The 23,841-nt window shown below is 62.3% G+C and carries 20 protein-coding genes; 12 read left to right on the top strand and 8 right to left on the bottom strand.

Annotated features, from left to right (window positions below; genetic code table 11):
- Window positions 1-4 precede the first annotated feature (4 nt).
- From ACFT1A_RS14190 to ACFT1A_RS14160, 7 genes are all read left to right on the top strand, one after another.
- Window positions 5-1,306, top strand: coding sequence for an SWIM zinc finger family protein (locus tag ACFT1A_RS14190; RefSeq protein WP_378447503.1), 1,302 nt, complete (start codon window positions 5-7; stop codon window positions 1,304-1,306).
- Window positions 1,303-2,787, top strand: a complete 1,485-nt coding sequence (locus tag ACFT1A_RS14185; RefSeq protein WP_378447502.1) for a DUF5691 domain-containing protein — start codon at window positions 1,303-1,305, stop codon at window positions 2,785-2,787. The genes ACFT1A_RS14190 and ACFT1A_RS14185 overlap by 4 nt, the downstream gene beginning before the upstream one ends.
- Window positions 2,788-2,864: 77 nt before the next feature.
- Entirely contained in the window at window positions 2,865-3,935 is a 1,071-nt protein-coding gene (locus tag ACFT1A_RS14180; RefSeq protein WP_283305493.1) for an AAA family ATPase, read from the top strand.
- Complete coding sequence (locus tag ACFT1A_RS14175) at window positions 3,914-6,118, top strand: DUF5682 family protein (RefSeq protein WP_378447501.1); 2,205 nt, start codon at window positions 3,914-3,916, stop codon at window positions 6,116-6,118. Before ACFT1A_RS14180 ends, ACFT1A_RS14175 begins: the two co-directional genes overlap by 22 nt.
- Window positions 6,115-7,278, top strand: coding sequence for a VWA domain-containing protein (locus ACFT1A_RS14170; protein WP_378447500.1), 1,164 nt, complete (start codon window positions 6,115-6,117; stop codon window positions 7,276-7,278). The genes ACFT1A_RS14175 and ACFT1A_RS14170 overlap by 4 nt, the downstream gene beginning before the upstream one ends.
- Window positions 7,279-7,320: 42 nt before the next feature.
- A complete protein-coding gene (locus tag ACFT1A_RS14165; protein ID WP_378447499.1) occupies window positions 7,321-8,943 on the top strand; it encodes an MFS transporter in 1,623 nt (540 codons plus the stop codon).
- A gap of 237 nt (window positions 8,944-9,180) precedes the next feature.
- Window positions 9,181-11,508 carry a putative bifunctional diguanylate cyclase/phosphodiesterase gene (locus tag ACFT1A_RS14160; protein WP_378447498.1) on the top strand — a complete coding sequence of 776 codons (2,328 nt, stop codon included), beginning with the start codon at window positions 9,181-9,183 and terminating at the stop codon, window positions 11,506-11,508.
- A gap of 1 nt (window position 11,509) precedes the next feature.
- On the opposite strand, the gene ACFT1A_RS14155 is transcribed toward ACFT1A_RS14160, so the two are convergent.
- Window positions 11,510-12,634, bottom strand: a complete 1,125-nt coding sequence (locus ACFT1A_RS14155; RefSeq protein WP_378447497.1) for a GGDEF domain-containing protein — start codon at window positions 12,632-12,634, stop codon at window positions 11,510-11,512.
- 268 nt (window positions 12,635-12,902) lie between these two features.
- Window positions 12,903-13,709 carry an alpha/beta fold hydrolase gene (locus ACFT1A_RS14150; protein WP_378447496.1) on the bottom strand — a complete coding sequence of 269 codons (807 nt, stop codon included), beginning with the start codon at window positions 13,707-13,709 and terminating at the stop codon, window positions 12,903-12,905.
- A 75-nt stretch (window positions 13,710-13,784) separates the two neighbouring features.
- Here ACFT1A_RS14150 and ACFT1A_RS14145 point away from each other — a divergent pair, with 75 nt between their 5' ends.
- Window positions 13,785-14,546 carry a DUF2127 domain-containing protein gene (locus ACFT1A_RS14145; RefSeq protein ID WP_378447495.1) on the top strand — a complete coding sequence of 254 codons (762 nt, stop codon included), beginning with the start codon at window positions 13,785-13,787 and terminating at the stop codon, window positions 14,544-14,546.
- Here ACFT1A_RS14145 and ACFT1A_RS14140 read toward each other — a convergent pair.
- The gene (locus ACFT1A_RS14140; RefSeq protein WP_378447494.1) at window positions 14,530-15,669 is read right to left on the bottom strand and encodes a cation:proton antiporter; all 1,140 of its coding nucleotides are present in this window, start codon (window positions 15,667-15,669) and stop codon (window positions 14,530-14,532) included. The genes ACFT1A_RS14145 and ACFT1A_RS14140 overlap by 17 nt on opposite strands.
- A gap of 7 nt (window positions 15,670-15,676) precedes the next feature.
- The gene (locus ACFT1A_RS14135; protein WP_378447493.1) at window positions 15,677-16,135 is read right to left on the bottom strand and encodes a hypothetical protein; all 459 of its coding nucleotides are present in this window, start codon (window positions 16,133-16,135) and stop codon (window positions 15,677-15,679) included.
- Between the two features lie 149 nt (window positions 16,136-16,284).
- Here ACFT1A_RS14135 and ACFT1A_RS14130 point away from each other — a divergent pair, with 149 nt between their 5' ends.
- Both ACFT1A_RS14130 and ACFT1A_RS14125 read left to right on the top strand, forming a co-directional pair.
- Window positions 16,285-16,734 (top strand): cupredoxin domain-containing protein, encoded by a 450-nt coding sequence (locus ACFT1A_RS14130; protein ID WP_378447492.1) that lies wholly within the window; start codon window positions 16,285-16,287, stop codon window positions 16,732-16,734.
- A gap of 82 nt (window positions 16,735-16,816) precedes the next feature.
- Entirely contained in the window at window positions 16,817-18,607 is a 1,791-nt protein-coding gene (locus ACFT1A_RS14125; RefSeq protein WP_378447491.1) for a CocE/NonD family hydrolase, read from the top strand.
- A gap of 33 nt (window positions 18,608-18,640) precedes the next feature.
- On the opposite strand, the gene paaI is transcribed toward ACFT1A_RS14125, so the two are convergent.
- The 4 genes from paaI to ACFT1A_RS14105 all read right to left on the bottom strand — a co-directional run bounded on the left by paaI (window position 18,641) and on the right by ACFT1A_RS14105 (window position 22,136).
- Window positions 18,641-19,009, bottom strand: coding sequence for a hydroxyphenylacetyl-CoA thioesterase PaaI (gene paaI / locus ACFT1A_RS14120; protein ID WP_378447601.1), 369 nt, complete (start codon window positions 19,007-19,009; stop codon window positions 18,641-18,643).
- A gap of 66 nt (window positions 19,010-19,075) precedes the next feature.
- Window positions 19,076-19,387: an EthD family reductase gene (locus tag ACFT1A_RS14115; protein ID WP_378447490.1), complete on the bottom strand. Its 312-nt coding sequence runs from the start codon at window positions 19,385-19,387 to the stop codon at window positions 19,076-19,078.
- 6 nt (window positions 19,388-19,393) lie between these two features.
- On the bottom strand, window positions 19,394-21,436 hold the full coding sequence (gene paaZ, locus ACFT1A_RS14110) for a phenylacetic acid degradation bifunctional protein PaaZ (protein ID WP_378447489.1): 2,043 nt from the start codon (window positions 21,434-21,436) through the stop codon (window positions 19,394-19,396).
- A gap of 88 nt (window positions 21,437-21,524) precedes the next feature.
- Window positions 21,525-22,136: a TetR/AcrR family transcriptional regulator gene (locus ACFT1A_RS14105; protein WP_007730612.1), complete on the bottom strand. Its 612-nt coding sequence runs from the start codon at window positions 22,134-22,136 to the stop codon at window positions 21,525-21,527.
- A 107-nt stretch (window positions 22,137-22,243) separates the two neighbouring features.
- Between ACFT1A_RS14105 and ACFT1A_RS14100 the strand changes: the two genes are divergently transcribed.
- Together ACFT1A_RS14100 and ACFT1A_RS14095 are read left to right on the top strand one after the other, a co-directional pair.
- Complete coding sequence (locus ACFT1A_RS14100) at window positions 22,244-22,972, top strand: enoyl-CoA hydratase/isomerase family protein (protein ID WP_378447488.1); 729 nt, start codon at window positions 22,244-22,246, stop codon at window positions 22,970-22,972.
- On the top strand, window positions 22,969-23,826 hold the full coding sequence (locus ACFT1A_RS14095) for a 3-hydroxyacyl-CoA dehydrogenase family protein (RefSeq protein ID WP_378447487.1): 858 nt from the start codon (window positions 22,969-22,971) through the stop codon (window positions 23,824-23,826). The genes ACFT1A_RS14100 and ACFT1A_RS14095 overlap by 4 nt, the downstream gene beginning before the upstream one ends.
- Window positions 23,827-23,841: the final 15 nt, after the last annotated feature.

The following is a 23,841-nucleotide window of genomic DNA, read 5'->3' as shown; positions in this document are numbered from 1 at the left end:
TCGAGTGACTTCGCCGTGGACAGCTGGGCAGGTGGCATCGGTAGCTCCCGACGCCGCATCGCTGGCTGCTGCGCGCAAGTTGGTTGGATCGTGGAGCCACACCGGTAACAAGGGTCTCGCGCTCTGGGGGCTGTGCCAGGGAAGCGGCTCGAAGCCGTATCAAGCTGTGGTTGACCTGCGCGGCCCGGCATACAAGTGCTCGTGCCCCAGTCGGAAGTTTCCGTGCAAACATGCCCTGGGGCTGCTGGTGGAATGGTCGGAAGGGCGAGTGCCTTCGGCGGACGAGCCGGCCGACTTCGCCGCCGAGTGGTTGTTGCGCCGTGAGGAGAAGGCCGATGCCAGCGCCGAGACCACCGGCGACGAGGCACCCAAGAAGACTCCCGACCCGGCAACAGCGCAGAAGCGCGCCGACCGGGTTGCGAGCGGTCTCGTCGAATTAGACCTGTGGATCACCGATCAGATCCGGAGTGGTCTGGCGGCGATGGACACGTCCTGGGCGGGCCTCGACGCAGTCGCCGCTCGAATGGTGGATGCTCAGGCACCCGGTGTTGCAGGCACGCTTCGAGCATTGGCGGGAACCGTTGCGTCTAACGAAAACTGGCCCGAGAAAGTCCTCGACGAGTTGGCTCGGTTGCGCCTGCTGGTCGCTGCGCATCAGAAGCTGCCAGAGCTGCCGGAAGATCTTGCCCATTCAGTGAAAGCGCACGTCGGCTATCCCGTCTCCACCGACAGTGTGTTGGAATCGATTCCGGTGAAAGAGAACTGGATGATTCTCGGTTCCGGGATCACCGAGGAGAAGCGACTGTTCACCCGAACGGTGTGGATGCTCGGCAGGAATTCGCAACGGTGGGCCATGCTGCTCGACTTCTCCCACGGGTCACCGAACTTTTCCACCGAAACGCCGCCAGTCGGGTTTCTGGTGGATGCCGATGTCTATTTCTATCCCGGTGCGTCGGCTTTGCGCGCCCGGTTGGGGGCAACGCATGGCGAACCGGAGCCCTTCACGACCATGCCGTCCGGAAGTATCGACGCTGCGTTGCAGCAGTTTACCGATGCGCTCGCGGCAGATCCGTGGTTGCGGTCGTGGCCGGCAGTGATCAGTTCGGTGGTCCCCTCATTCGTCGATGGCGCCTGGTTTCTCGTCGACGAATCGGGCACAGCGATTCGGGCAGAGGGCGATTCGGACCTACTGTGGAAATTGCTGGGCATTTCCGGTGGCTACCCGGTCACGATCTGTGGAACGTGGAATGCGCAGGCTCTTACCCCGATCTCGGTTTTCACGGGAGGACAGGTGATCGTGCTGTGAGCACATTGATCTCGGCTGCGCTTCTCGGGACGGCCAGAACAGCAACAACATTCGAGGACCTTCCGGCCGATGTGCATGCCTACGCGCGCGAACTCGACGGAGATCCTGCCGAATTGCTTCTCGCAGCAGTCGCGCTGGAGCGGGCGTACCGCCGTGGCGGTGCGGGCTCCACCACGGCGACGGTGCCGACGCCTGCTCCAGACGATGCGCGATTCACCCTGCCGGAATCGTCGTCCGCACATCTGCTGTCGATGCTCGCTGCCAAGGCGACCTTGCTCGACGAATGGTTCACCGTCGCGTTGGCGCGCAACTACCGTGCGCCTGATCATCTTGTTGCCGAACTGCTTTCCTACGCTCGGACGAGCGAAACTCACCGCGAGAGTATTCTGCAGCTGGTCGGCGAGCGAGGTCGCTGGCTCGCCGCGCAAAACCCCGAGTGGAGCAAGCTCGTCCGAACCAGAGATGCAAACCCGGACGTGTGGCGTCACGGAAGTTCGTCCCAGCGCACGCAGTGGTTGATAGACACTCGCCGAACAGATCCTGCACTTGCTCTGGCCGAACTCCGAAAGTCCTGGGGCGCCGAGCGTGGAGAACAGAAGGCTGCGTTCGTCTCGGCGCTGGCAAACGGATTGAGCGCGGATGATCAACCATTGTTGGAGGAAGCCCTCGACGAGCGTCGCAAGGACGTGCGACGCGCAGCAGTGGAGGTACTCGGACGACTACCCGAATCTGAGTTCGGGGAGAGAATGGTTGCTCGGGTTCAGAAATGGGTGCGGGTGGAACGGAAACTCCTTCGGTCCACGCTTGTCATCGTGCCGCCTGAGGAAGTCGATGCAGCGGCCAGACGGGACGGCATCGAAGACCGGCCGAATCCACACACCGACTATCGCGCCGAGTACGTCCGTCAAGCGATCAGTTCTGCGCCTTTGTCGTTGTGGAACAACATGATCGGTGGACCCGACAAGGTTTTGGGGATGGGCGTCGACGAAGGTTGGGAGCCGATCCTTCATGGCGCTTGGTCCAATGCTGCAGTGGCGCAGAACAATGTGGAATGGGCTTTGGAACTCTTTCGCACGCGAGGCGTAGCCACCGATCGTCGACTTCTCCCGTTGGTGCCCGCCGAGGCGCTGGCGGATCTGTTGAGGTCCGGAAACGGCGACGCCAATGTTCTGCATCCGGGCCGGGCAGCGATCTACGACGCTCTGCACGGTCCATGGCCCGAGGACATCACCCGGGCAGTCGTGGCACAGTGGGAACGAGTTGCGGCCAGACGCGCCGACGGCGGCGCCAAGGCCGGCGAATTCTCGCGTTACAAGTACGTGGCGTCGCTGCGCCTCGCCGAGACTCGATTTCCCTACAGCGCAGTAACTTTGCTGGACCGGGCGGCGGAGCGTGCTCGTGACCCGGACTGGCGGCAAACCTTCGCCAGAACGGCCAGTGCCATCACCCACCGCAAGACTCTGCTCGAGGAGCTCAAGTGACTGACAGCGTAACCGCGCCCGCCACGGAATCGGCAAAGCTCGCGGAACCGGCAAAGCTCGCGGAACCGGCAAAGCTGATGCGGCCTCACGCAGAGCAGGAGTACGCGCTCGAACTCGAGGCGCTTGCCGCGCAGGACACCCGCCCACGCCCGCCGTCGTGGAATTTGTCGCCGTGGGCTGTGGTGACGTATCTGTTGGGCGGCACTCTCGATGACGGAACGGTCATTTCGCCGAAGTACGTCGGTCCCCGGCGGTTGATGGAAGTGGCCGTCGCAACTCTTGCCACCGATCGGGCTCTATTGCTGTTGGGTGTGCCGGGAACAGCCAAGACCTGGGTCTCCGAACATCTTTCGGCGGCAATCTCGGGCGCGTCGACGCTCCTGGTTCAAGGTACGTCAGGTACTCCCGAGGAAGCTATTCGCTACGGCTGGAATTACGCCCGCCTTCTCGCGGAAGGGCCGACGGCAGGGGCGTTGGTGCATTCTCCGGTGATGACCGCGATGGAAACCGGGAAGATCGCTCGCGTCGAAGAGTTGACGCGTATTCCGGCCGACGTGCAGGACGCGCTCATCACCATTCTCTCCGAGAAGACGTTGCCGGTGCCGGAACTGGGCATCGAGGTGCAGGCAGCCAAGGGCTTCAATCTGATCGCAACCGCCAACGATCGTGATCGCGGTGTCAACGATCTGTCGTCGGCGTTGCGTCGACGGTTCAATACCGTTGTCCTGCCGTTGCCGGCCAGCGAGGAGGACGAGGTGGCTATCGTGGCGCGCCGAGTCGAACAGTTGGGCGCAGCATTGGAATTGCCGACGACCCCCGCAGCGGCCGAGGAAATTCGCCGAGTCGTCACAGTGTTCCGGGAACTACGCTCGGGAACCACTACTGACGGCCGCACCAAGCTGAAGTCTCCGTCTGGAACCCTCTCGACGGCGGAGGCGATCTCGGTAGTCACCAATGGTCTGGCGCTGTCCGCGCATTTCGGGGACGGCGTATTGCGGGCGTCCGACGTCGCTGCCGGAATCCTGGGTTCGGTGATCAAGGATCCGGTCGCAGACAAGGTGGTGTGGAACGAGTATCTCGAGGCCGTAGTGCGTGAACGCGGAGAGTGGTCCGACTTTTACCGAGCATGCCGCGAGGTCACGGGGTGACCATCGCCATTCCGGACCTACGTGTCAGGGTCTTCGGTATCCGTCACCACGGCCCGGGATCTGCCCGTTCGGTTCGGCAAGGCCTGGAAGAGTTTTCACCTGACGTCGTCCTGATCGAAGGGCCTTCGGATGCAGATCCGTTGGTGATGCTGGCGGCATCGGAGTCGATGGAACCGCCGATTGCGTTGCTCGCGTTTGCCACTGGTGAACCGTCGAAGGCGGCTTTCTGGCCATTTGCGGTGTTTTCACCCGAATGGCAAGCGCTGCAGTGGGCTGCGAACAACGGTGTGCAAGCACGTTTCTGCGACCTACCGGCGTTCAACGTGTTGGCGGATCAGGGGATTCGTACTACACGTGATGGTGATCCTCTGGCGGAGCTGGCCGCGGCCGCGGGTTTCGACGATACCGAACGCTGGTGGGATTCGGTGATCGAATCGAGCTCGGACGCAGACTCTTTCGATGCGATCACCGAGGCGATGGAGGCGCTGCGTGAAACCGTACCGATCGACGAGGAGACAGCGCATCGTGAAGCGTACATGCGCCAAGTGCTGCGAAAGACGTTGAAAGAAGGCGCCGAGAGGGTTGCCGTCGTCTGCGGTGCGTGGCACGCGCCGGCTTTGGTCGGTGCCTTGGGGCCTGCGGCCCCCGATGCCCGTATTCTCAAAGGAATGTCCAAGGTCAAGACCTCGCTGACGTGGGTTCCCTGGACACATTCTCGCCTTGCATCGGCATCGGGTTACGGCGCCGGAATCACGTCGCCGGGTTGGTATCACCATCTGTTCACCGCGAACGACAAGACGATCACCCGGTGGCTCACCAAAGTTGCCCGGGTGCTCAGAGACGAGGACCTCCCGATCTCGAGTGCCCACGTCATCGAGGCTGTCCGGTTGGCAGACACGTTGGCGGCACTGCGTTCTCGCCCCTTGGCGGGATTGTCGGAAGTTACCGAGGCCACGAGGTCGGTGATGTGCGACGGCAACGATGTTCTCCTGGACCTGATCACGCGAAGACTCGTTGTGGGCGAGGCACTGGGCGCGGTGCCCGAGGAGACGCCGACGGTCCCGCTCGAAGCAGACCTGCGCGCACGTTCGAAGACTTTGCGGCTCAAACAACAAGCAGGGGCGAAGAATCTGGATCTGGACCTGAGACGCGACATCGACGTCGAGCGTTCCCAGTTCCTGCACCGGCTGGGAATTCTCGAGATCGATTGGGGGACTCCGGCCGACAGTGAGATCCGTTCCACCGGAACTTTCCGGGAAACCTGGGCACTGCAATGGAAACCCGAATTCTCGGTGTCGGTGATCGAGGCGTCGCTGTGGGGTACGACGGTGGCCCAAGCGGCAGCCTCGCGGGTCGTCTCGAAGATTCACGAACCGGAAATCACTCTTGCTTCACTCATCGAACTGCTGGAGAACTCGCTGCTGGCAAACCTTCCCGCCGCGCTGTCCGCCGTGCTGGAAAGCGTGAAAACGGTTGCAGCGCTGGATCATGACGTGTCACATCTGATGGCCGCGCTGCCCACACTGACCCGAACACTGCGGTACGGCGACGTGCGCGGAACCGACGTGTCGGCGTTGGTCGACGTCGCCGACAGCTTGCTGATCCGCATCTGTACCGGCCTCGCAGTCGCCGTCACCGGGTTGGACGATCCCAGCGCCGAGGAGTTTCGCGATCACCTCGACAAGGTGCACTCGGCAGTCATGGTCCGTGACGACAGCGATGCAAGCGCACGGTGGTTGCAGGCGATGGCCGGAGTGATCGACCGTGACGACGTCAACGGACTTCTCGTCGGCCGGATGGTGCGGCTACTGCGCGACAGCGGTTCCGTCACGGAAACCGCTGCAGCTCAGCGTTTGTCTCGGGCCCTTTCGGTGGGAAGTGCGCCAACCGCCAAGGCTGGCTGGGTCGACGGGTTTCTCGGCGGAGGAGGGCTTGTGCTCGTTCACGATCGAGCGTTGCTCACGCTGATCGACACCTGGGTTCGCCAACTTCGTGAGCAGGATTTCATCGACACGCTTCCATTGCTTCGACGCACGTTCGGAGCCTTCGAAGCCGGGGAACGTCGGGCGATCGGTCAGGCGGTCAGAGGCGGCCGCCGCGTCGAAACGACAGTGGAGACCGATGCTCGACGCGGCAGAGCGGCAATGGCGGTCGTTGCGGACATCCTGGGGGTGGGCGCATGAGCGACGACGATCAGCGCCTTCGACGCTGGAGATTGATGCTCGGGGAGTCCGCCGAAGAGTCGACGGGTGGGCTCGGTCAACCAGGCGAGCGCCGAATGGACGCAGCTCTTGCAGCGCTTTACGACTCGTCCGGCCCCAGCAAGGGTCGACGCCGCTCAGCCGGATTGGGGGCGTCGGCGCCGTCCGTCGCCAGATGGCTCGGCGACATCCGGACGTACTTTCCCAGCACGGTGGTGCAGGTGATGCAGAAGGACGCGATAGATCGGCTGGGTTTGGCCCAGTTGCTGCTCGAACCGGAACTGCTCGACGCGGTCGAACCCGATGTGCATCTGGTCGGGACGCTTCTGAGCCTCAACCAGGTCATGCCGGAGGCCAGCAAGGCAACTGCTCGGATGGTCGTCGGCAAGGTGGTTCGCGAAGTCGAGGAGCGAATCGCACAGAAAACGAAGGCTGCAGTTACCGGCGCACTCAATCGCACGGCCCGAACTTCGAATCCGAAGCTGCGCGACATCGATTGGGACCGAACCATCCGAGCAAATCTGTCGCACTACCTTCCGGAGTATCGAACCGTCGTCCCGGAGCGGCTCGTCGGATACGGCCGAAAGTCGAAATCCGTGCAGCGCGACGTGGTTCTCGCGATCGATCAATCGGGTTCGATGGCGTCCAGCGTCGTCTACGCATCGGTGTTCGGCGCAGTGTTGGCGTCGATGCAGGCGCTGAAGACTTCGCTCGTCGTTTTCGACACCGCCGTCGTTGATCTGACAGACAAACTGTCCGATCCGGTCGACGTCCTGTTCGGGACCCAACTCGGTGGGGGCACAGATATCAACCGCGCGATCGCGTACAGCCAGTCCTTGATTTCGCGTCCCGCCGAGTCGATGTTCGTCCTCATCTCCGACCTCTACGAGGGCGGTATCCGCAACGAGATGTTGCGCCGCATGGCCGCCATGAAGAACTCCGGCGTTCAAGTCGTGGTCCTACTGGCGCTCTCGGACGACGGGGCACCGTCGTTCGATCACGACAATGCGGCGGCGCTGAGCGCCCTCGGCATTCCCGCGTTTGCGTGCACGCCGGACAAGTTTCCGGAACTGCTGGCGGTGGCTCTGGAACGCGGGGACGTGTCGGCCTGGGCGGATCAGCTCACTCTCGAACAGCACTGACCGGTCTGCTTCGAGGACCTGAACACCGGGTACACCCGCACGATGGGTGACGGACAGGTTGCTGGTTCGACTACGCAGGCGGGTTCGGGACTGGTCCTCACGGTGTTGGCATCCAGCCAATTCCTGATGACCTTGGACAGCTCGGTCATGAACGTTTCGATGGCAACCGTCGCCGAGGACGTCGGCACGAGCATTACCGGTATTCAAACCGCGATCACGCTGTACACCCTCGTCATGGCGACTCTGATGATCACGGGCAGCAAGGTGGGGTCGATGATGGGTCGTCGCCGAGCCTTTGCGCTCGGCTTGGTCATCTACGGCGCAGGTTCCCTGACAACGGCGCTCGCTCCCAATCTCGCGGTCCTGCTGATCGGATGGTCGTTCCTCGAAGGCGTCGGTGCGGCGCTCATCATGCCCGCGATCGTCGCGCTGGTCGCCACCAACTTCCCTGCTGTGAAGCGTCCGGGGGCCTACGGCCTGGTTGCTGCGGCGGGCGCGATGGCTGTGGCTGTCGGCCCGCTGATCGGCGGCGCAGCGACGACTTTTGCGTCATGGCGTTACGTGTTCGTCGGTGAAGTCGTGATCGTTGTCCTGATCTTGCTGGTGCTGAGCAAGGTGGTCGACGTCCCACCGTCGAAGTCGCGCCTCGACTACGTCGGATCGGTCCTGTCGGTGGTGGGCCTGGGCATGATCGTCTTCGCAGTTCTGCGTTCGAGCGAGTGGGGTTGGGTCCAGGCGAAACCCGACGGGCCACAGCTGGTGGGGCTTTCCCCGGTGGTGTGGCTGCTGATCGCCGGGCTACTTGTCGTATACGGATTCCTGCGCTGGGAGGGGCGGCTGGCCGCTGCGGGGAAGGAGCCGTTGCTTGATCCGGCGATGCTACGAAACCGTGAGCTCAGTGGCGGACTTTCCATGTTCTTCGCGCAGTTCCTGGTCCAGGCGGGCGTGTTCTTTGCGGTCCCGCTGTTCTTGTCTGTAGTTCTGGAACTCAGCGCCCTCGAGACGGGAGTTCGCATCCTGCCGTTGTCGGCGGCGCTCGTGTTGGCTGCCATAGGTATTCCGAAGCTGCGGCCTACCGCGAACCCGCGGCGTGTGGTCCGAGTCGGATTGTTGGTCATGATCTTCGGCATCTTGATGCTCGTGGCGGGCATGGACCCCGGAGCCAACGCGGCGGTCGTGATGATCCCCATGCTTTTCATGGGTTTCGGCTTGGGCTGCCTGTCTTCGCAGCTCGGAGCAGTCACCGTGTCGGCTGTCCCGGACGACCGCAGTACCGAGGTCGGCGGACTGCAGAACACGGCCACGAACCTGGGCGCATCATTGGGGACCGCGCTGATCGGATCGGTTCTCATTGCCACTCTCACGACATCAGCGATTGCCGGGATCGAAGACAACCCGGCAGTTCCGCTCTCGGTGCAGCAGCAAGCGAGCACCGATCTGGCCTCGGGCGTGCCCTTCTTGTCGACGACGCAACTTCGATCAGCTCTCGGTGACGCCGGCGTCGCCGAACCCGCGGCGGACGCGATTGTGGATGTGAACGAAGACGCCAGGCTGGACGCGTTGCGTGTCGCCTTTGCCGTGGCTGCGCTGCTCGCGATCGCAGCGTTGTTCCCGACCTCTCGTATCCCCCGCGTCGCGGTCGGCGACAAGCGCGCGTCGAGCTAAGAATCAGCAATCGTTTACCGACCTGGAAGATCGATTGATCGACCTCTGGATATAGTGATCTGCGCCCAATCGTTTCGTCAGATGGCTACCGTTGTGAAGGAAACAAGCAGCGAGTCTGAAACACTGACGTTTCACCGGATAAGGGTTCGGTGCGGAGCCGGGGGAGGTTCGGATGGCCAGGCGAGCGGATTCGACGCCCGCTGATGGCGCCTGCGCAGATGTCAGGATGCCTCGCGGATGAACCGTCTGACTCGATTGGGTAGGCAAGATCCTGCTTCGGAGGCCGACTGTAACAGCCTGTTTCGCCGTCAGATCAACGAAGCTGCGGCCGTCGCACCGTTCGCCAATCTTGCGTACATGGCGAGTTTGGTGGTGATTTTGGCGTATACCGTTCCGCCTGGACGTCAGACGCTCAGGTGGCTGGGTGGCGCGCTCATCTTTCTTGTCCTCGCGAATTCGATTCGAGTATGGATACCGCTTCGCTGGCGACCGTCGAAACACACACCGCGCTACGACTACGCGGGGCTGCTCCTCGAGGTGATCGTGGTCGCGAGCCTCGACGTCACACTTTTTGCCCTGCTTTTCCACGACGTGGACGTCTTCCGCGATTTGGTTCTGATCGCGACGATGGCAGGAATCATGGGCGCCGGGACGGTGACGTTCTCCAGTCTGAGATCGGTGAGCCTGACCTGGATCTATATTCACGGCCTCGGCGTATTCACTGTTCTCATCGTCCACGCTGAATCCCACTTTCGCGTACTTGCGATTCAGTTGTGCATCTACATGTTTGCGCTCACGGTGGGTGCGGTCTATCTGTCGGCCTCGTTCCAGCGCCGTTGTCTCGCTGAGTTTCAGGCGGAATCCGAGCGTCAGACTGTGGCACTGTTGCTCGACGGTTTCGAGGGCGGTTCCCGAGACTGGCTGTGGGAGTGCGACACCAACGGTCGGTTCTCCCACACCTCGGCACGTCTCGCCGAGGTCGCAGGTATGACGGTGGACGAGTTGCAGCAACTCACCTTCGGGCAACTTCTCACCAGACTCCAGATCGCGTCGAGCCCGGAGGGGCGTGCGGCCGCAGCCCAGCTGATCGACAAACTCGAATCGAGTGCTCCCTTCCGGGACACCGTCGTTGCAGTGCAGGTCGACGGTAAGCGACGCTGGTGGTCACTCTCCGGTAATCCCCGCGTCCTCGAGTCCGGGGTGATTCTGGGTTGGCGCGGTGTCGGATCCGACATCACGGAGAGGTATGTCCACGAGCAGGAGATCCTTCGACTTGCCGCCACCGACTCCCTGACCGGGTTGCCGAACCGTCGCGCCTTTGGTGAGGCGCTCGAGGAGGCCATCAGATCTCGGGTGCCGGAGAAGCAGGTTCTCGTCGGGATTCTCGACCTCGACAACTTCAAATCGGTGAACGACACCCTCGGCCATCCGATCGGGGACCACTTACTTCTCGAAGTCACGAAACGCCTGCGCGACGTCATCGGTTCGGACATGTGCTCGCGGATGGGCGGCGACGAATTCGGGCTCATCGTCTGTACCTCGGCCGGCGACGATCCCGGTGTCATTTTCGATCGGTACCTGGCAGTGCTCCATGAGCCCTTCTTCGTCGAAGGCAATCGAATCGAGGTGCGGGCCACGATCGGTTACTCCAGCGCACCCGAGGATTCCACCGACGCAGACGGACTGGTGATGCTGGCGGATCTGGCTCTGTACGAAGCAAAGTCGACGGGACGGAATCGAGTAGGCAAGTTCTCGCCGTTACTGCGAGCGCGGGCATCGGCGCGGGCAACAGCGCTGCACGAGCTGGACAGAGGGATCGAGGAAGGGCAGTTCGATCTCCACTACCAACCCCAGGTCGACACTCAGACCGGTGAAGTGGTGGGCTTCGAGGCCCTTCTCCGGTGGAACCATCCCAGTCGCGGCCTCATCGGGCCCAGTCAGTTCATCTCGGTGGCAGAGGAAACCGGAATGATCATCCCCCTCGGCGCGCAGGCAATGGCGATGGCGACCGCGGCTGCTGCGGGGTGGCCGAGCGGAATCGGCGTCTCGGTCAATGTTTCACCAGTGCAGTTGGTGTCGCGAGAGTTCGGCGCGATGGTGAAGAAAGCCCTGACGGATTCGGGCTTGCCTCCGCATCTGCTGCAACTCGAAATCACCGAGACCGGTGTTGTGGACGATCGGGCAATCCGGGATCTCTACAAGTTGCGTGAACTCGGTGTCACCGTCGCACTCGACGATTTCGGCACCGGCTATTCGTCTTTCGCCACGCTCCAGAGACTTCCGATCGACGTGCTCAAGATCGATCGCATGCTTGTCACCGACTCGGACGATCCGAAGATGTCCGTGGTGAAATCCATCGTCGAGTTGGCTGCGGCGCTTGGCATGAAGTCGTTGGCCGAGGGAGTCGAGACCATCGAGCAGTTCCGCCGCGTTCAGTGGGTCGGCTGCGACCTGGTCCAGGGCTATCACATCAGCAAGGCTCTGACGGCTGAGCGCGTCGATGTGTATCTGGCGGCAACCGACACCGAATCCGGTCGGAGCGTTCACCCGTTGACGTGGCTGTGAATCAGATCTGAGCCGAGCGGATGGTATTGCCGCCCGCCGCTTTCGCTTGGTACATCATCGAATCCGCGACATTTGTCGCGGCCAGGATTGCGGAAGCGCCGCCGCTCCACGCCTTCGATTCGGCGGCCATGATCACCGCTCCGACGCTCACCGTGGTGGGGATGTCGTCGGAGTGATCCGACAGCGCCGCGTTTATCCCTTCGACCAACAGGGTCGTAGATTCGGGATTCCCGGCGATGACAGCCAGATATTCTTCTCCGCCTGTTCGAGCGATAACGCCGCGCTCCCCGAGATGTGTGCTCAATCGGTTCGCGGTTCTTCTGATGACATGATCGCCTTCGGCGTGGCCGTGAAGATCATTCACCGTCTTGAATTTGTCGATATCGACGACGATGAAAGCGAGAGACGAAGAATCATCTCGGGCGCTCTCGAAGAGGTCGCCGACTGCCCCCTCGAGCCCTCGACGGTTGAACAGCCCGGTAAGAGGATCACGATCCGAATACTGGGCATCGCGGTACAGAGTGCGCCAGGTCAGGTGCGCAAAAATGGGAACAAGTGTGACAGCTCCGAAAAGAACGGTACCGCGAGCGAGAAGCGTCGTGATATCGACTTCGCCTTGTAGGTATGCGAGAACGAATACAGCAGTCGTGACAGTCGTCGACCAGACGACATGAGCGACAAGCCATCTTGCGCTGACAAAAAGCGTCGCAAAGGTTCCGGTGACCGCAAAGACGATGCAACCGAACGTCCCGGACGAGCGATCCGGTACCAGAAGTACCGCGGCCGCGATCCCGAGATCTGCGAATATCCCGAATGCGAGCAGGCCGCGGCGACCTGGAAATGGTTGAGTGAACCAGCACGCGGCGATCGCCACACATGTGCAGATCATGAAAACCGACAGTGCTTTGCCGAGTGTGGTCGGCGGTGTATCCGGTCCGATCAATTTGTAGAAAGCGGAAAGCCCGAAGATCATCGTCATAATTCCGAGCAAGGTCCGGAAGATCGGAATGATCGCTCGGCCGGATCTCTGGTGCTTTATCCACTCGTAGTCGTGTGGTTCGTTGAACCATTCCTGGAGCGTTCGCCAAGAACTGTGCCCTTCGGAGGCGATGACAGTGCTCGGCATGCTGTCTATTTTGCCCTGAATTCTGATAAAGAGAAAATTTCTGCTCGATCGGTTTTACCGTCTGAAGATTTTTCGGGGAGAAGGTCCAACCGATCGAGCAGAGAGTTCACTCGATGCCTGTTTCAAGCGTTGTCCGAACTGCTGTGCACGTTGTCCGGGACAGTCACGAACGATCCGACTTTTCGCGTACGAGACTTTTTCACACCTTAAGCGACGAGGTATTAGTCCATTCCGGTCCGGACAGGTAGCCGAATTTCGGCAGTTGCGGCTATCGCGCGAAACTGCCGAGGAACCTTTGCAGCAGCGGGTTGTACACCTCAGGGGCTTCCCAGAACGCCGCATGCCCGACTCCCGGGATGAGGTGATAGGTGCCCTCCCAAAGATTCGCGAAGGACAACGACGCGACATACGACGTGTTCACGAACGGGTCCCTGGCACCGTCGATCACCGCGAGCGGCACGGTCGCTGTTGCGACGAGAGCTTTCTGATCCGATTCGCGGCCCGCGCCGAATGCGTCGAACATGATCTTTCGAGCGCGACCGTCCGTGCGAATCGCGGCGTCGAGGGCCGCCTGTTCGAAGGGAACTGCGGTCATCCGAGCGTAAAGTTCGGCTTCCTGTTCGGTGATGACCTCGGTACCGCCGATGGACAATCCGTCGCCGGCATTGAACGCGACGCCCAGCGTCTCGGGATTGGCCGGTGGCGTACCGGTGATGACGATTCCAGCGAGCCCAAGGAACTTCGCGATCAACTCGAGGGCGATGTGTCCGCCGAGCGACCAACCGACAACCACGGCCCGTTCGACTCCGAGTTCGGTCAGAACATCGACGATGGCGTCGGCGTAGCCGTTCTGTGTGTACGCGGCTTCGGGATCGCTCGCGTCTTCGGAATCACCGTGACCGAGTAGGTCGAGGGTGATCATCCGGTAGCCGCCGGCCCAGTCGGCGTCGACCTGGTTGCGGAAGATGGAGCGACTGGCCGAGTTTCCGTGGATGAAGACAACCGGGAAACCGTCGGTGGCACTGTCGTCGACGGCCATGACGCCATGCCGGGTTTCGATCTTGGTGGTAGTCATCGGAATCCTCGTCGTTCGAAGTGCACGGTCAGCGGGTATCCACGCTACCGGGCATATGCGGCATAGAGTTCACCCGTGGACTTCGCATTGCGCTCGTGCAGTTGGCACGGTCACGAGACCTACGCTCCGGACGAACCGGAACTGCGGGATCGACTACATGTGGATACTGCGGTGGGTCAGGCGTGGCGGTGCCTACGTTGCGGCAACTTCGTCCCGGGAGCGCCCCGAGCATCGGGACCGGCGGACGCCGCCCCCGAGGTTCCGCGGGGACGGCTGCTTCGCGACAGATTGATCATGCGACTTCTCGCCACCGAGAGAATGTTCCGCGCTCTGGGTTTGGTTCTTCTGGCGATCGGTGTTTTCAAACTGAGATCGTCGAAGGGACGCGTCGAGGACGCCTTCGAGAACGAATTACCGTTGATCAGGCCACTCGCCCGCCAATTGGGTTGGAACATCGACGATTCCAAACTGGTCCATCACATCGAGCAGGCGTTTTCGTTGTCGGCGACGACGCTCACCTGGATCGCAGTCGGGCTGTTGGTCTATGCCGGCCTTCAAGTGATCGAGGCAGTCGGTCTGTGGATGGTCAAACGCTGGGGCGAGTACTTCGCGGTGGTGGCGACCAGTTTGTTCCTGCCCCTCGAAATCTACGAATTGACCGAGAAGATCACGTGGTTGAGGGCCGGGTTGCTGCTGGTGAACATCGCTGCCGTCGTGTGGCTGATCTGGAGCAAGCGACTCTTCGGTGTCCGCGGCGGCGGCGCGGCATATCACGCCGAACATTCGGAGGAGAGCTTGCTGACGGTGGAGAGGGCCGCGGTCAAGCAGGCTTCGTGAGACCAGCTTTCGACGCGGCAGCACCCGCCAGCGTTGCTGCACCGATCGTGATCATGGCGGCGAGGAGGATGGCAGCGGGTTCACCGTCGCCCATCACCCCCAATTGGGTGCCCACCGTTACTGCGGCAACGGGCACCCCCAGTTGTGCGGCGGACAGCACTCCCAAGGGGAGAGGTAGGCCGAGGATTCGTATCACTGCGTGAACTACGAGAGTTGCGCCGCCCAAGGCCAATCCGAGCCAGATGGCGGACGGATGGGTCACGAGGTCGCGCAGATTGATCGCCGCTCCCAGCCAGACGAAGAAGAGGGGAGCGAAGAAGCCGTCGGTGATCGCGAAAAGCTGTTTGGCGAGGCGGCGGGGTTCACCGATCGCGGCAAGAACGAGCCCGAAGGCGAAGCCCGCGAGCATGATCGACACGTGGGTGCTCGACGCCAGCGCCGCCAGGGAGAAGAGGATCACGAGATTGATCCGGAGTTCGAGTGCAAACTTTCGTTTCTCGGAGAACTTGTGGAGCTTTCGCCAATGGCCGGAACGATGGAAAGCTCGCAGTACGAAGAACAAGGCAACCGCACACGCCGCCACAGCCAGTGCGCCGAGGCCAGCGCGAGGGGCATTGTCGGGATCGATTACCAACGGCAGCGCGACAATGCAGACGGTGTCCGCGATTGCGACTTGGGCCGTCATCTGCAGGACCGACGTTCCTCCGAGCGCCAGCGAATCGACGATGGGGAGAATCAACGCTGCGGACGACGACGCGATCAGGACCGCGTACAGCGCGGCGTGACCGGTGCCGAATACCGTCGCCGCAGCGTAGCCGGCAACAACCGACAGGAGTCCGACGACGACCGAGCGAGCGGCACCCTTGCCTATTGCCGCCCGAACTGCCGGATCGCGGACCGGGACGTGCGAGCCGGCCACCATCATCGTGAGCGCGAAACCGATATCGGCCAGGAATGTGAACGTCCGGTCGGAGGAGTCGAGCAGCCCGAAACCGGTGACACCGAAGATGACACCGGCGGCGAGTTCGCCGACCACCACGGGGACATGCCAGCTGACGCGGGCGCCGAGCAGTGGGCCGAGAATGCCGGCCAGGGCGACGAGGGCAAGGATGCCGAAGGTCATCGACGACCTACGAAGTAACTGTCGAGGGTGCGATCTTCGCGGGGATGGCGGTGTTCTCGTCCACGTGGTAACTCGCACAGACACGGTGGTAGCCGTCGGCGATCTGCGCCGGTACTCCGGCGCGGAAGTCTCCCTGCACCAGCAGGATCGGTGACAGCGCGATCCTCTTGCGGATCTTCTTCAGGTCGGCAGCCACGTGTGGGTTGTCGACCGGAAGCAGAGGGAGCCCCGCCGCCCGCAGGATGTCCTTGGCCTTCTTCGAGACCAGCGTCGCCGTCTTGAGGGCGTACACGAGAGCTTGGACCTGGACCGGTGTCGCGCCCAACTGAAGGTAATCGCGGGCCGCCGGGTAGTCGTGCTCGTCCGGTAGGTCCTTCCAGAGGACTGCGGGCGCCTTCGCCGCGGGTGCTTTTGACGCTACCGGCGCCTTCGACTTGGCTGCCTTCGACGTTTTGATCTTGGCCATCTGTGCTGTGTCCTTCAGTGTCGGTCCTCGAGTGGAGCTGGTGCAGAAATCGTGCACTATCAGCGTCGCAGGCACCACATCGGAGCTGTTTGGCCCTCTAGGCGGCGGGTAATCAGCAGACTGCGGGGGAACGAGCAGGAGGCGAAGCAATGAAGCGGATTCTCGCGGTGCTCGCAGCGCTGATCCTGGCGGTGTTCGCACTGACCGCGTGCAGTGACAACAACAGCGATTCGTCGGACAACGATTCGGCAGATCACGACGGCATGGCGATGACCAGCATGACGATGACGAGCAAGCCGACCAGTATGTCGATGCCGAGCATGCCTCTGGGTATGTCGACGCCGGGAGCGTCGTCGATGGGAATCGTGATCAGCGGCTTCGAGTACTCGACGCCGGAGTCGGTTATGCCTGGACAGGTGCTGACCATTCAGAACAACGACACCGTCGAGCACTCGGTCACGTCCGATACCGCGGGGTTGTTCAACGAGGACATCGAAGCTGGTGAGACGGAAACCATCACGGTGCCGAACGAGCCGGGAACGTACACGTTCCACTGCACCTATCATCCGAGCATGCATGGCACCTTGACGGTCAAGTAGACGTCGACCCGGCCTGGCGTAACGTTTGTTGCGGAAACTTCGGCGGCACGCGCCCGATCAGGCTGGTGGAGAACAGGTCCGGGTGTACGGTTTTCAGGTGCGCCGGAGAATAGCGATCAGTGTCGTCACGCTCGTGGTTTGTGCCCTCGGCTTTTCGCCGCCGGCGCTCGCGGATTCGCCGAACGGCTCGTATTCGTCACAGCTACTGTACTTCTCGGTCGATGTCGGGCCTGAACTCTCGACGCCGTGCACTGTCATCGGTGAACTTTTTGTTCCCGACGGCGTCGACGCGGACAACCCGGCTCCCGCGATCCTGACCACCAACGGGTTCGGTGGTTCGTACAAGGATCAGATTCCCGCTCTGCAGAACTTCGCCGAGAACGGGTATGTCGGACTGACGTATTCGGGACTGGGCTTCGGCGGCTCGAGTTGCAAGATCACACTCGACTCTCCCGCATACGACGGCGTCGCCGCTTCGCAGTTGGTCAGCTTCCTCGGCGGCCAAGAGGGGATTGCCTACACGGATCAGGCTCTGACGCAGCCCTATCCGGCGCTCACCGCGGTGGTGCAGGACGCCGTCGATCACAACGGTGCACCGTCGACGAACGACCCTCGGGTCGGCATGACGGGTGGTTCCTACGGCGGTGGCATTCAATTCGCCGCCGCGAGTGTGGATCCCCGTATCGACACGATCATCCCCATGATCACCTGGAACGACCTCTCGTATTCCTTGGCGCCCAACAGCACCGGCATCATCTCCGGTGTGTCGACTGCTGAACCGGGAGCCGCGAAAGTGCTCTTTGCGTCACTGCTCTTCGGTGCCGGCATTGCAAACCCCGGTGTGGACGGTTACATCGCCGACCCCGCACGACTTCCCGGCTGCCCGAACTACGTGCCGTACATGTGCAACGCGATCGCCGAGGCAGTGGTGACAGGTGACATCGGACCCCAAGTAGTGAGTGAACTCCGAGCGTCGTCGGTGTCGTCGTTTGTCGACCGGATCAATATCCCGGTGCTGCTTGCGCAGGGACAACAAGACACCCTGTTCGATCTGAACGAGGCAACCGCGACCTACGACGCGTTGAAAGCCCGTGGCGTGGACGCCAAGATGATCTGGCATTCATGGGGACACAGTCACTTGGCTGCTGCGCCGGGCGAATTCAGCTTCTCCGCACCCGACGAAGACGCCCAGTACGAAACCGGTCGCTTCATGGACTGGTTCGATCACTACCTCAAGGACGAGAACACGGAGACCGGACCGGAATTCGCATACTTCCGTAACTGGATCGACTACGAGGGGAACGCGGCGCCGGCCTACGCGACGTCCGACACCGTCGATGTCGGGACCGCCCGCTCCTTCCATCTGTCCGCTGACGGGGGACTGCTGCCGGACGGTGCGCCGGTGGTACCTGGTTCGAAGACAATTGTCACTGCACCGGGTGGGCTCCCGACGGGCGTCGAGCCGCTCAATATCAATCCGGCCGGAAACATTCCGAGTGCACAGATTCCGGGGACCGAGGCGCTGTGGACCACTACGCCGATGTCCGAGGCGATGGACGTGGTGGGCGCTCCCACCGTGACGTTGCGTGTCGCGGCCCCTGGGCAGCCGGTGGTGTTCGCGAAGCTCTACGACGTGGCGCCGGACGGAACGTCGTCCCTGATCAACGGGCTCATCGCACCTGTTCGCATCAGTGACCCGTCGCAGCCCGTACCGGTGACGATGCCGGCGATAGTGCACAGATTCGAGCCGGGGCATTCTGTACGTCTGGCAATCACCGGTGGCGACATCAGTTTCCGTGGAGGACTGCAAGGCATGCCGGTGACGATCTTCGCCGACGGGTCCGGCCCCTTGGAGCTTCCCGTCGTGGGTTGAAACGTCGTGGGTTGAAACGTCGTGGGCTGAAAATTACCGGGAGATGGTTCGACTGTCGCCGCGGAACTCGGCCACGACGGTCTCGCCACTGCGAACCGTCACGTCGTAGATCCCGCTTCGGCCCCCTCGAGCCTTCTCGGACGCGACGGCGGTCAACGTGTCGCCCAGACGTGTTGGACGGAGAAATCGAATGTCCGCGCGCGCTGCAACGGCTGAATCCTCGTAGCCGTTGCAGGCGAGCGCGAACGCGGTGTCCGCGAGCAGGAAAACATAGCCGCCGTGTGTGATTCCGTGACCGTTCACCATGGTCTCACCCACAGTGACGGTCACGGTTGCGCTACCTGGCGCCAGTTCGGCAATCTCGATACCGAGCGCCCGAGACGCCTGGTCCGCGTCGAACATCTCTCTGGCGGTGATGCTTCCTGTACTCACGAGACAACTCCTGTGGGATCTGAGAACTGCAGGGGTCTAGAGGACCGAGACAACTTCCTGGACGTACATGTCGACCTTGCCGGTGGCAAAGTTCGCGACGTCCTTTCCTGCAGCGCGCATTTCCGGTGACTTCAGACCGCTCTGCATGGTCTCGAGGTCGGGGAAGACCAGGTTGGCGACGGCGTAGAAGACGGGATCGGAGCCATCCATGGACGAGCATGTGCTGAAGGTGAAGTCCGACAACCCTGGTACCTCGCGGACGAGTGGGATGTGGATGTCGTTGTAGTACTTCTCGAAAGCCTCCGGATCGGTGGGGCGTCCGTAACACACTGCTACGCGATAGGTCATGTGCTTTCAATTCCCTTCGGGGAGAGTCTTGGCTACCAGCGTCAGGACGTCGTACGTTGCGACTGGATCGCTGTCCTGGTTCGTCACGACGGCATCCCAACGAACTTCACCGTAGTCGGCGCTGCTGCGGGGTGTGATGGTCTTGGCTGTGAGGGTGACCGTCAGGCTGTCTTCGGCTTTGACCGGGGTCAGGAAACGGAGGCTGTCCACGCCGAAGTTCGCGAGAACCGGGCCGGGAGCCGGGTCGACGAACAGACCGGCAGCGAGCGAGACAACCAGGTATCCGTGCGCGACGATGCCACCGAAAAGTGGATTCGCGGCTGCGGCAACCGGATCGGTGTGCGCGTAGAAGGTGTCACCGGTGAACTCTGCAAAATGATCGATGTCCGCGAGCGTGACCTGGCGCGGCCCGCCGACAATTGTGTCGCCGATCTTCAACTCGGCGAGACTCTTTCGGAAAGGGTGCTCGGATCCGACGGTGCGCTGAGAACCGGTGAACCAGCGCTCGCCGACCGCGGTGAGTACGTCGGGTGTGCCTTGAACCGCGGTGCGCTGCATGTGGTGCAGAACTCCGCGGATGCCGCCCAACTCCTCACCTCCGCCGGCGCGGCCGGGCCCGCCGTGTACGAGAACTGGGAGGGGAGAGCCGTGACCGGTTGATTCCTTGGCGTCGTCGCGGTTCAAGACGAGAACTCGGCCGTGAAAAGCTGCCAGGCCCAGTACCAGTCGACGTGCGACGTCCGTGTCGGCAGTTACCACCGAGGCGACGAGGCTGCCCTCACCGCGGGCCGCGAGCTCGATCGCATGATCGATGCCGTTGTAACCGATGACGGTGCTGACAGGCCCGAATGCCTCCACCTCGTGCACCTCGAGTGCATTGTCCTCGGCACGCAAGAGGATCGGTGAAAGGAAGGCTCCGGACCGGGCGTCGGCGCCGACCACGTCGAGGTTCTCCGGGTCTCCGAACACGATGGACGCCGACTTCGTCAGGCCGCGAATAGATTTCAGGACTTCGTCGCGCTGTTCGATGCTGGCGAGCGCCCCCATCGTGACACCGTCGGTATCGGGGTGCCCGACGACCACTTTGCTCAGTCGCTCGGATGCGGCATCGACGACGGCGTCGACCAGGGAGTCCGGGACCAGTGCGCGCCGGATCGCTGTGCACTTCTGGCCCGCCTTGACCGTCATCTCGGTGACGAGTTGCTTGACGTACAAATCGAATTCGGGAGTTCCAGGGACGGCGTCCTCGCCGAGGATGGACGCGTTGAGTGAATCGGCCTCGGCATTGAAGTGGACACCCTTGCCGACGACGTTCGGGTGAGCGCGCAGTGTTGCTGCGGTATCGGCGGATCCGGTGAAGGCCACCGAATCCTGTCCGCCGAGGTGATCGAGGAGTCCGCGTGCGCTACCGGAGAGCAGTTGGACGGAACCCTCGGGGAGCAAGCCTGATTCGATGATGCGCCGGAAGACGAGTTCGGTGAGATATGCCGTGGAACTGGCAGGCTTGACGATGGACGGCACACCCGCGATGAATGCCGGCGCCAGTTTCTCCAGGAACCCCCACACGGGGAAATTGAAGGCGTTGATCTGCACGGCGACACCGCGACGTGACGTGTAGATGTGTTGCCCGAGGAAAGTTCCGCCCTTGCCCAGAGTTTCGACGTTGCCGTCCAGAAATACCGTGCTGTCGGGCAATTCGCGCCGGGCCTTGCTCGCGTAGCTCAGCAGCGTCCCGAACCCGCCGTCGATATCCACCCCGGAGTCTCGCGTCGTCGCCCCGGTGGCGGTGGAGAGTTCGTAGAACTCGGCCTTTCCTGCCATCAACGTGAGAGCCAGAGCCTTGAGTGCGCCGGCGCGTTCGTGGAAGGTCATCGCTGACAGTGCGGGGCCGCCGACCTCGCGTGCGTACGCAACCATCTCGGCGAGGTCGACGCCGGTGGCGGAGATCCGGGCCACCTCGGATCCGTCCACTGCACTCGGCAACGCGGTACCTGCGTCCGGTGCGGCGTACCAGCGACCGGCTACATAGCTTTCCAACAGTCTGCTCACGACATCTCCATCTCACCGTACGTTCGGTCGGTAATTACGATCGCCCGGTAACGCCGCGTTGTCAAGGATTCGGCAGAACTGCCTGGAGTCAGGCCTTGCGAAGTCCGTCGAAAGTGACGGCGACGACCGCGTCGGCTATGTCGGAGACGGACTCACCCGCTCGGGGTTTGTACCACTCGATCAGCGAGTTGACGGTGCCGAACATCAGCTTGCTGGCGAGGGCGGGTTCGATGTCCGGACGCAGGTCGCCCTCCGCTGCGGCTGACGCGACGAGGCCTCCGACGAAGTTGTCGAATTCGCGTCGGCGGGCGAGCGCGGCCCGTTCGACCGTCGTGTTGCCGCGGACGCGCAGGAGCAGGGTGACGTACGGAAGCTCTGCTACCAGCACCTCTACGCTGCGCCGGACCAGGTATTCGAGCCGGTCGATGTAGGGGCCGGTGGTGGCACCCTCTTCGGTCGTGACCGCAAACAGTGCGTTGAGCGCACGGGAAAGAGCAAGTTCGAGGAGTTCCGACTTTCCGGACACATGGTGGTAGATCGAGGACTTCGTGATGCCGAGTTTCTTGGCGAGCACCTCCATGCTGGCGCCGTCGTAGCCCTTGTCGTTGAACACCTTCACGGCCACGGCGAGGAGCGAATCGAGGTCGTAGCCGGGACGTCCGGGGAGGCCGGTGCGTCGAGTAGGGCGTGCCGTAGTCATGTCCCCATCTTCTCAGTTCGGACAAAGCTGTGCATCATTCTCGATCTCGCTATTGCCAAACTACCGAATGTTCGGTTATTAATGTAGGACAGCAAGAAGGAGTGAATGTGAACACCCTGCACGTGGACGAGCGTGAGGATCGCGTCGTGGTCACCCTCGACAGGCCCGCGCAACGCAACGCGATCAACGCCGAAATGATCGACGAACTACATCAGGTTTGTCGGCACCTCGAACAGAATCCGAAGCTGCTCCTGCTTGCCGGGCGCGGAGACCACTTCGCTGGTGGTGCCGACATCGCAGAGCTCCGTGAGCGCGGGCGAGACGAAGCGTTTGCGGGTATCAACCGCACGCTGTTCGACCGCATCGGAAAGCTCCCGCTACCCACCGTGGCCGCCGTGAGCGGGTACGCGCTCGGCGGTGGGGCCGAATTGACCTATGCCTGCGACATTCGCATCGCGACGACGACGGCGGTCTTCGGTAATCCCGAGCCCAATCTCGGGATAATGGCGGCTGCCGGCGCGAGCTATCGGCTGCCGAAGCTCGTCGGCGTCTCGATCGCGAAGCAGGTGCTCCTCGGTGCCAGGAACCTCGACGCCGAGCAGGCGCTGCGAGCGGGGCTTGTTGTCGAGGTGACCGAACCGAAGTGTCATGTCGACGCTGCACATAAGCTGCTCGACCGTATTTCCCGACTGTCCCCGCTGGCATTGCGGCTGACGAAGATCATCGTCGACGCGCCCGGATCCCATCCGTTTGCTGACGACATCGCCCAAGCCGTCCTGTTCGAGAGTTCGGACAAGCGTGATCGCATGACGGCCTTCCTGGAGAAGAAATCATGACTGACGTAGTTGCACCGAAGGCCGTCGGCGTCATCGGCGGTGGACGCATGGGTGCGGGTATCGCCCAGGTGTTCGCCGCGCTCGGCGGGTCGGTCACCATCGCGGAGAGTGGAGACGCCGAAGCGGCGGTGCAGCGTGTGTCCACCGGCCTCGATCGAGCCCATGAACGAGGGAAGCTCGACGGCCAGGACCCTGCGACGGTGCTGGCGCGCGTGAACGTCGTGGACGCAGTGACCTCCTTGCCGTCGTCGCTCGACCTGATCGTCGAGGCGGTCCCGGAAATCGCGGCGCTCAAGGTCGAGGTTCTCGCCGCTGCCGAAACCGTTGCCGGAGAACACACCGTGATCGCCAGCAACACCAGTTCCATGTCGATCGCCGAACTCGGCGCTGCACTGACGGACTCGGGGCGATTCATCGGTATGCACTTTTTCAATCCCGTCCCGGCGTCGCTGTTGGTAGAGATCGTTCGGGCACCTCACACCCGCCCCGACGTGGTCGACTCGGTACGAGCATGGGTGTCGATGCTCGGCAAAGCCGAGGTTCTCGTCAACGACTCACCTGGTTTTGCGACCAGCCGGCTTGGTGTCGGTCTCGGGCTCGAAGCCATCCGGATGCTCGAAGAGGGTGTGGCGGACGCGGAGTCGATCGACCGGGCAATGGAACTGGGGTACCGGCATCCGATGGGGCCGCTGCGTTCCACGGATCTTGTCGGGCTGGATGTTCGCCTGGCGATCGCCGAGCACCTCGCGAGCACGCTCGGTGATCGATTTGCTCCACCGGCACTGCTGCGGGAGAAAGTCGCTCGCGGCGAGTTGGGGCGCAAGACAGGACAGGGTTTTCACACGTGGAACTGAACCGAACCGCCTGCG

The organism is Rhodococcus sp. NPDC057135 (assembly GCF_042670865.1).
GTDB lineage: Bacteria > Actinomycetota > Actinomycetes > Mycobacteriales > Mycobacteriaceae > Rhodococcus_F.
The sequence above is the reverse complement of the archived record's forward strand: the minus strand, read 5'-3'. Positions and strand labels throughout refer to the sequence as shown.

Excerpts from the sequence above, each read along its gene's own strand:
- ACFT1A_RS14180 (WP_283305493.1), top strand. The coding sequence starts at position 2,865 with ATGCGGCCTCACGCAGAGCAGGAGTACGCGCTCGAACTCGAGGCGCTT.
- ACFT1A_RS14175 (WP_378447501.1), top strand. The coding sequence starts at position 3,914 with ATGCCGCGAGGTCACGGGGTGACCATCGCCATTCCGGACCTACGTGTC.
- ACFT1A_RS14170 (WP_378447500.1), top strand. The coding sequence starts at position 6,115 with ATGAGCGACGACGATCAGCGCCTTCGACGCTGGAGATTGATGCTCGGG.
- ACFT1A_RS14165 (WP_378447499.1), top strand. The coding sequence starts at position 7,321 with ATGGGTGACGGACAGGTTGCTGGTTCGACTACGCAGGCGGGTTCGGGA.
- ACFT1A_RS14160 (WP_378447498.1), top strand. The coding sequence starts at position 9,181 with ATGAACCGTCTGACTCGATTGGGTAGGCAAGATCCTGCTTCGGAGGCC.
- ACFT1A_RS14155 (WP_378447497.1), bottom strand. The coding sequence starts at position 12,634 with ATGCCGAGCACTGTCATCGCCTCCGAAGGGCACAGTTCTTGGCGAACG.
- ACFT1A_RS14150 (WP_378447496.1), bottom strand. The coding sequence starts at position 13,709 with ATGACTACCACCAAGATCGAAACCCGGCATGGCGTCATGGCCGTCGAC.
- ACFT1A_RS14140 (WP_378447494.1), bottom strand. The coding sequence starts at position 15,669 with ATGACCTTCGGCATCCTTGCCCTCGTCGCCCTGGCCGGCATTCTCGGC.
- ACFT1A_RS14135 (WP_378447493.1), bottom strand. The coding sequence starts at position 16,135 with ATGGCCAAGATCAAAACGTCGAAGGCAGCCAAGTCGAAGGCGCCGGTA.
- ACFT1A_RS14130 (WP_378447492.1), top strand. The coding sequence starts at position 16,285 with ATGAAGCGGATTCTCGCGGTGCTCGCAGCGCTGATCCTGGCGGTGTTC.
- paaI (WP_378447601.1), bottom strand. The coding sequence starts at position 19,009 with ATGTTCGACGCGGACCAGGCGTCTCGGGCGCTCGGTATCGAGATTGCC.
- ACFT1A_RS14115 (WP_378447490.1), bottom strand. The coding sequence starts at position 19,387 with ATGACCTATCGCGTAGCAGTGTGTTACGGACGCCCCACCGATCCGGAG.
- ACFT1A_RS14105 (WP_007730612.1), bottom strand. The coding sequence starts at position 22,136 with ATGACTACGGCACGCCCTACTCGACGCACCGGCCTCCCCGGACGTCCC.
- ACFT1A_RS14095 (WP_378447487.1), top strand. The coding sequence starts at position 22,969 with ATGACTGACGTAGTTGCACCGAAGGCCGTCGGCGTCATCGGCGGTGGA.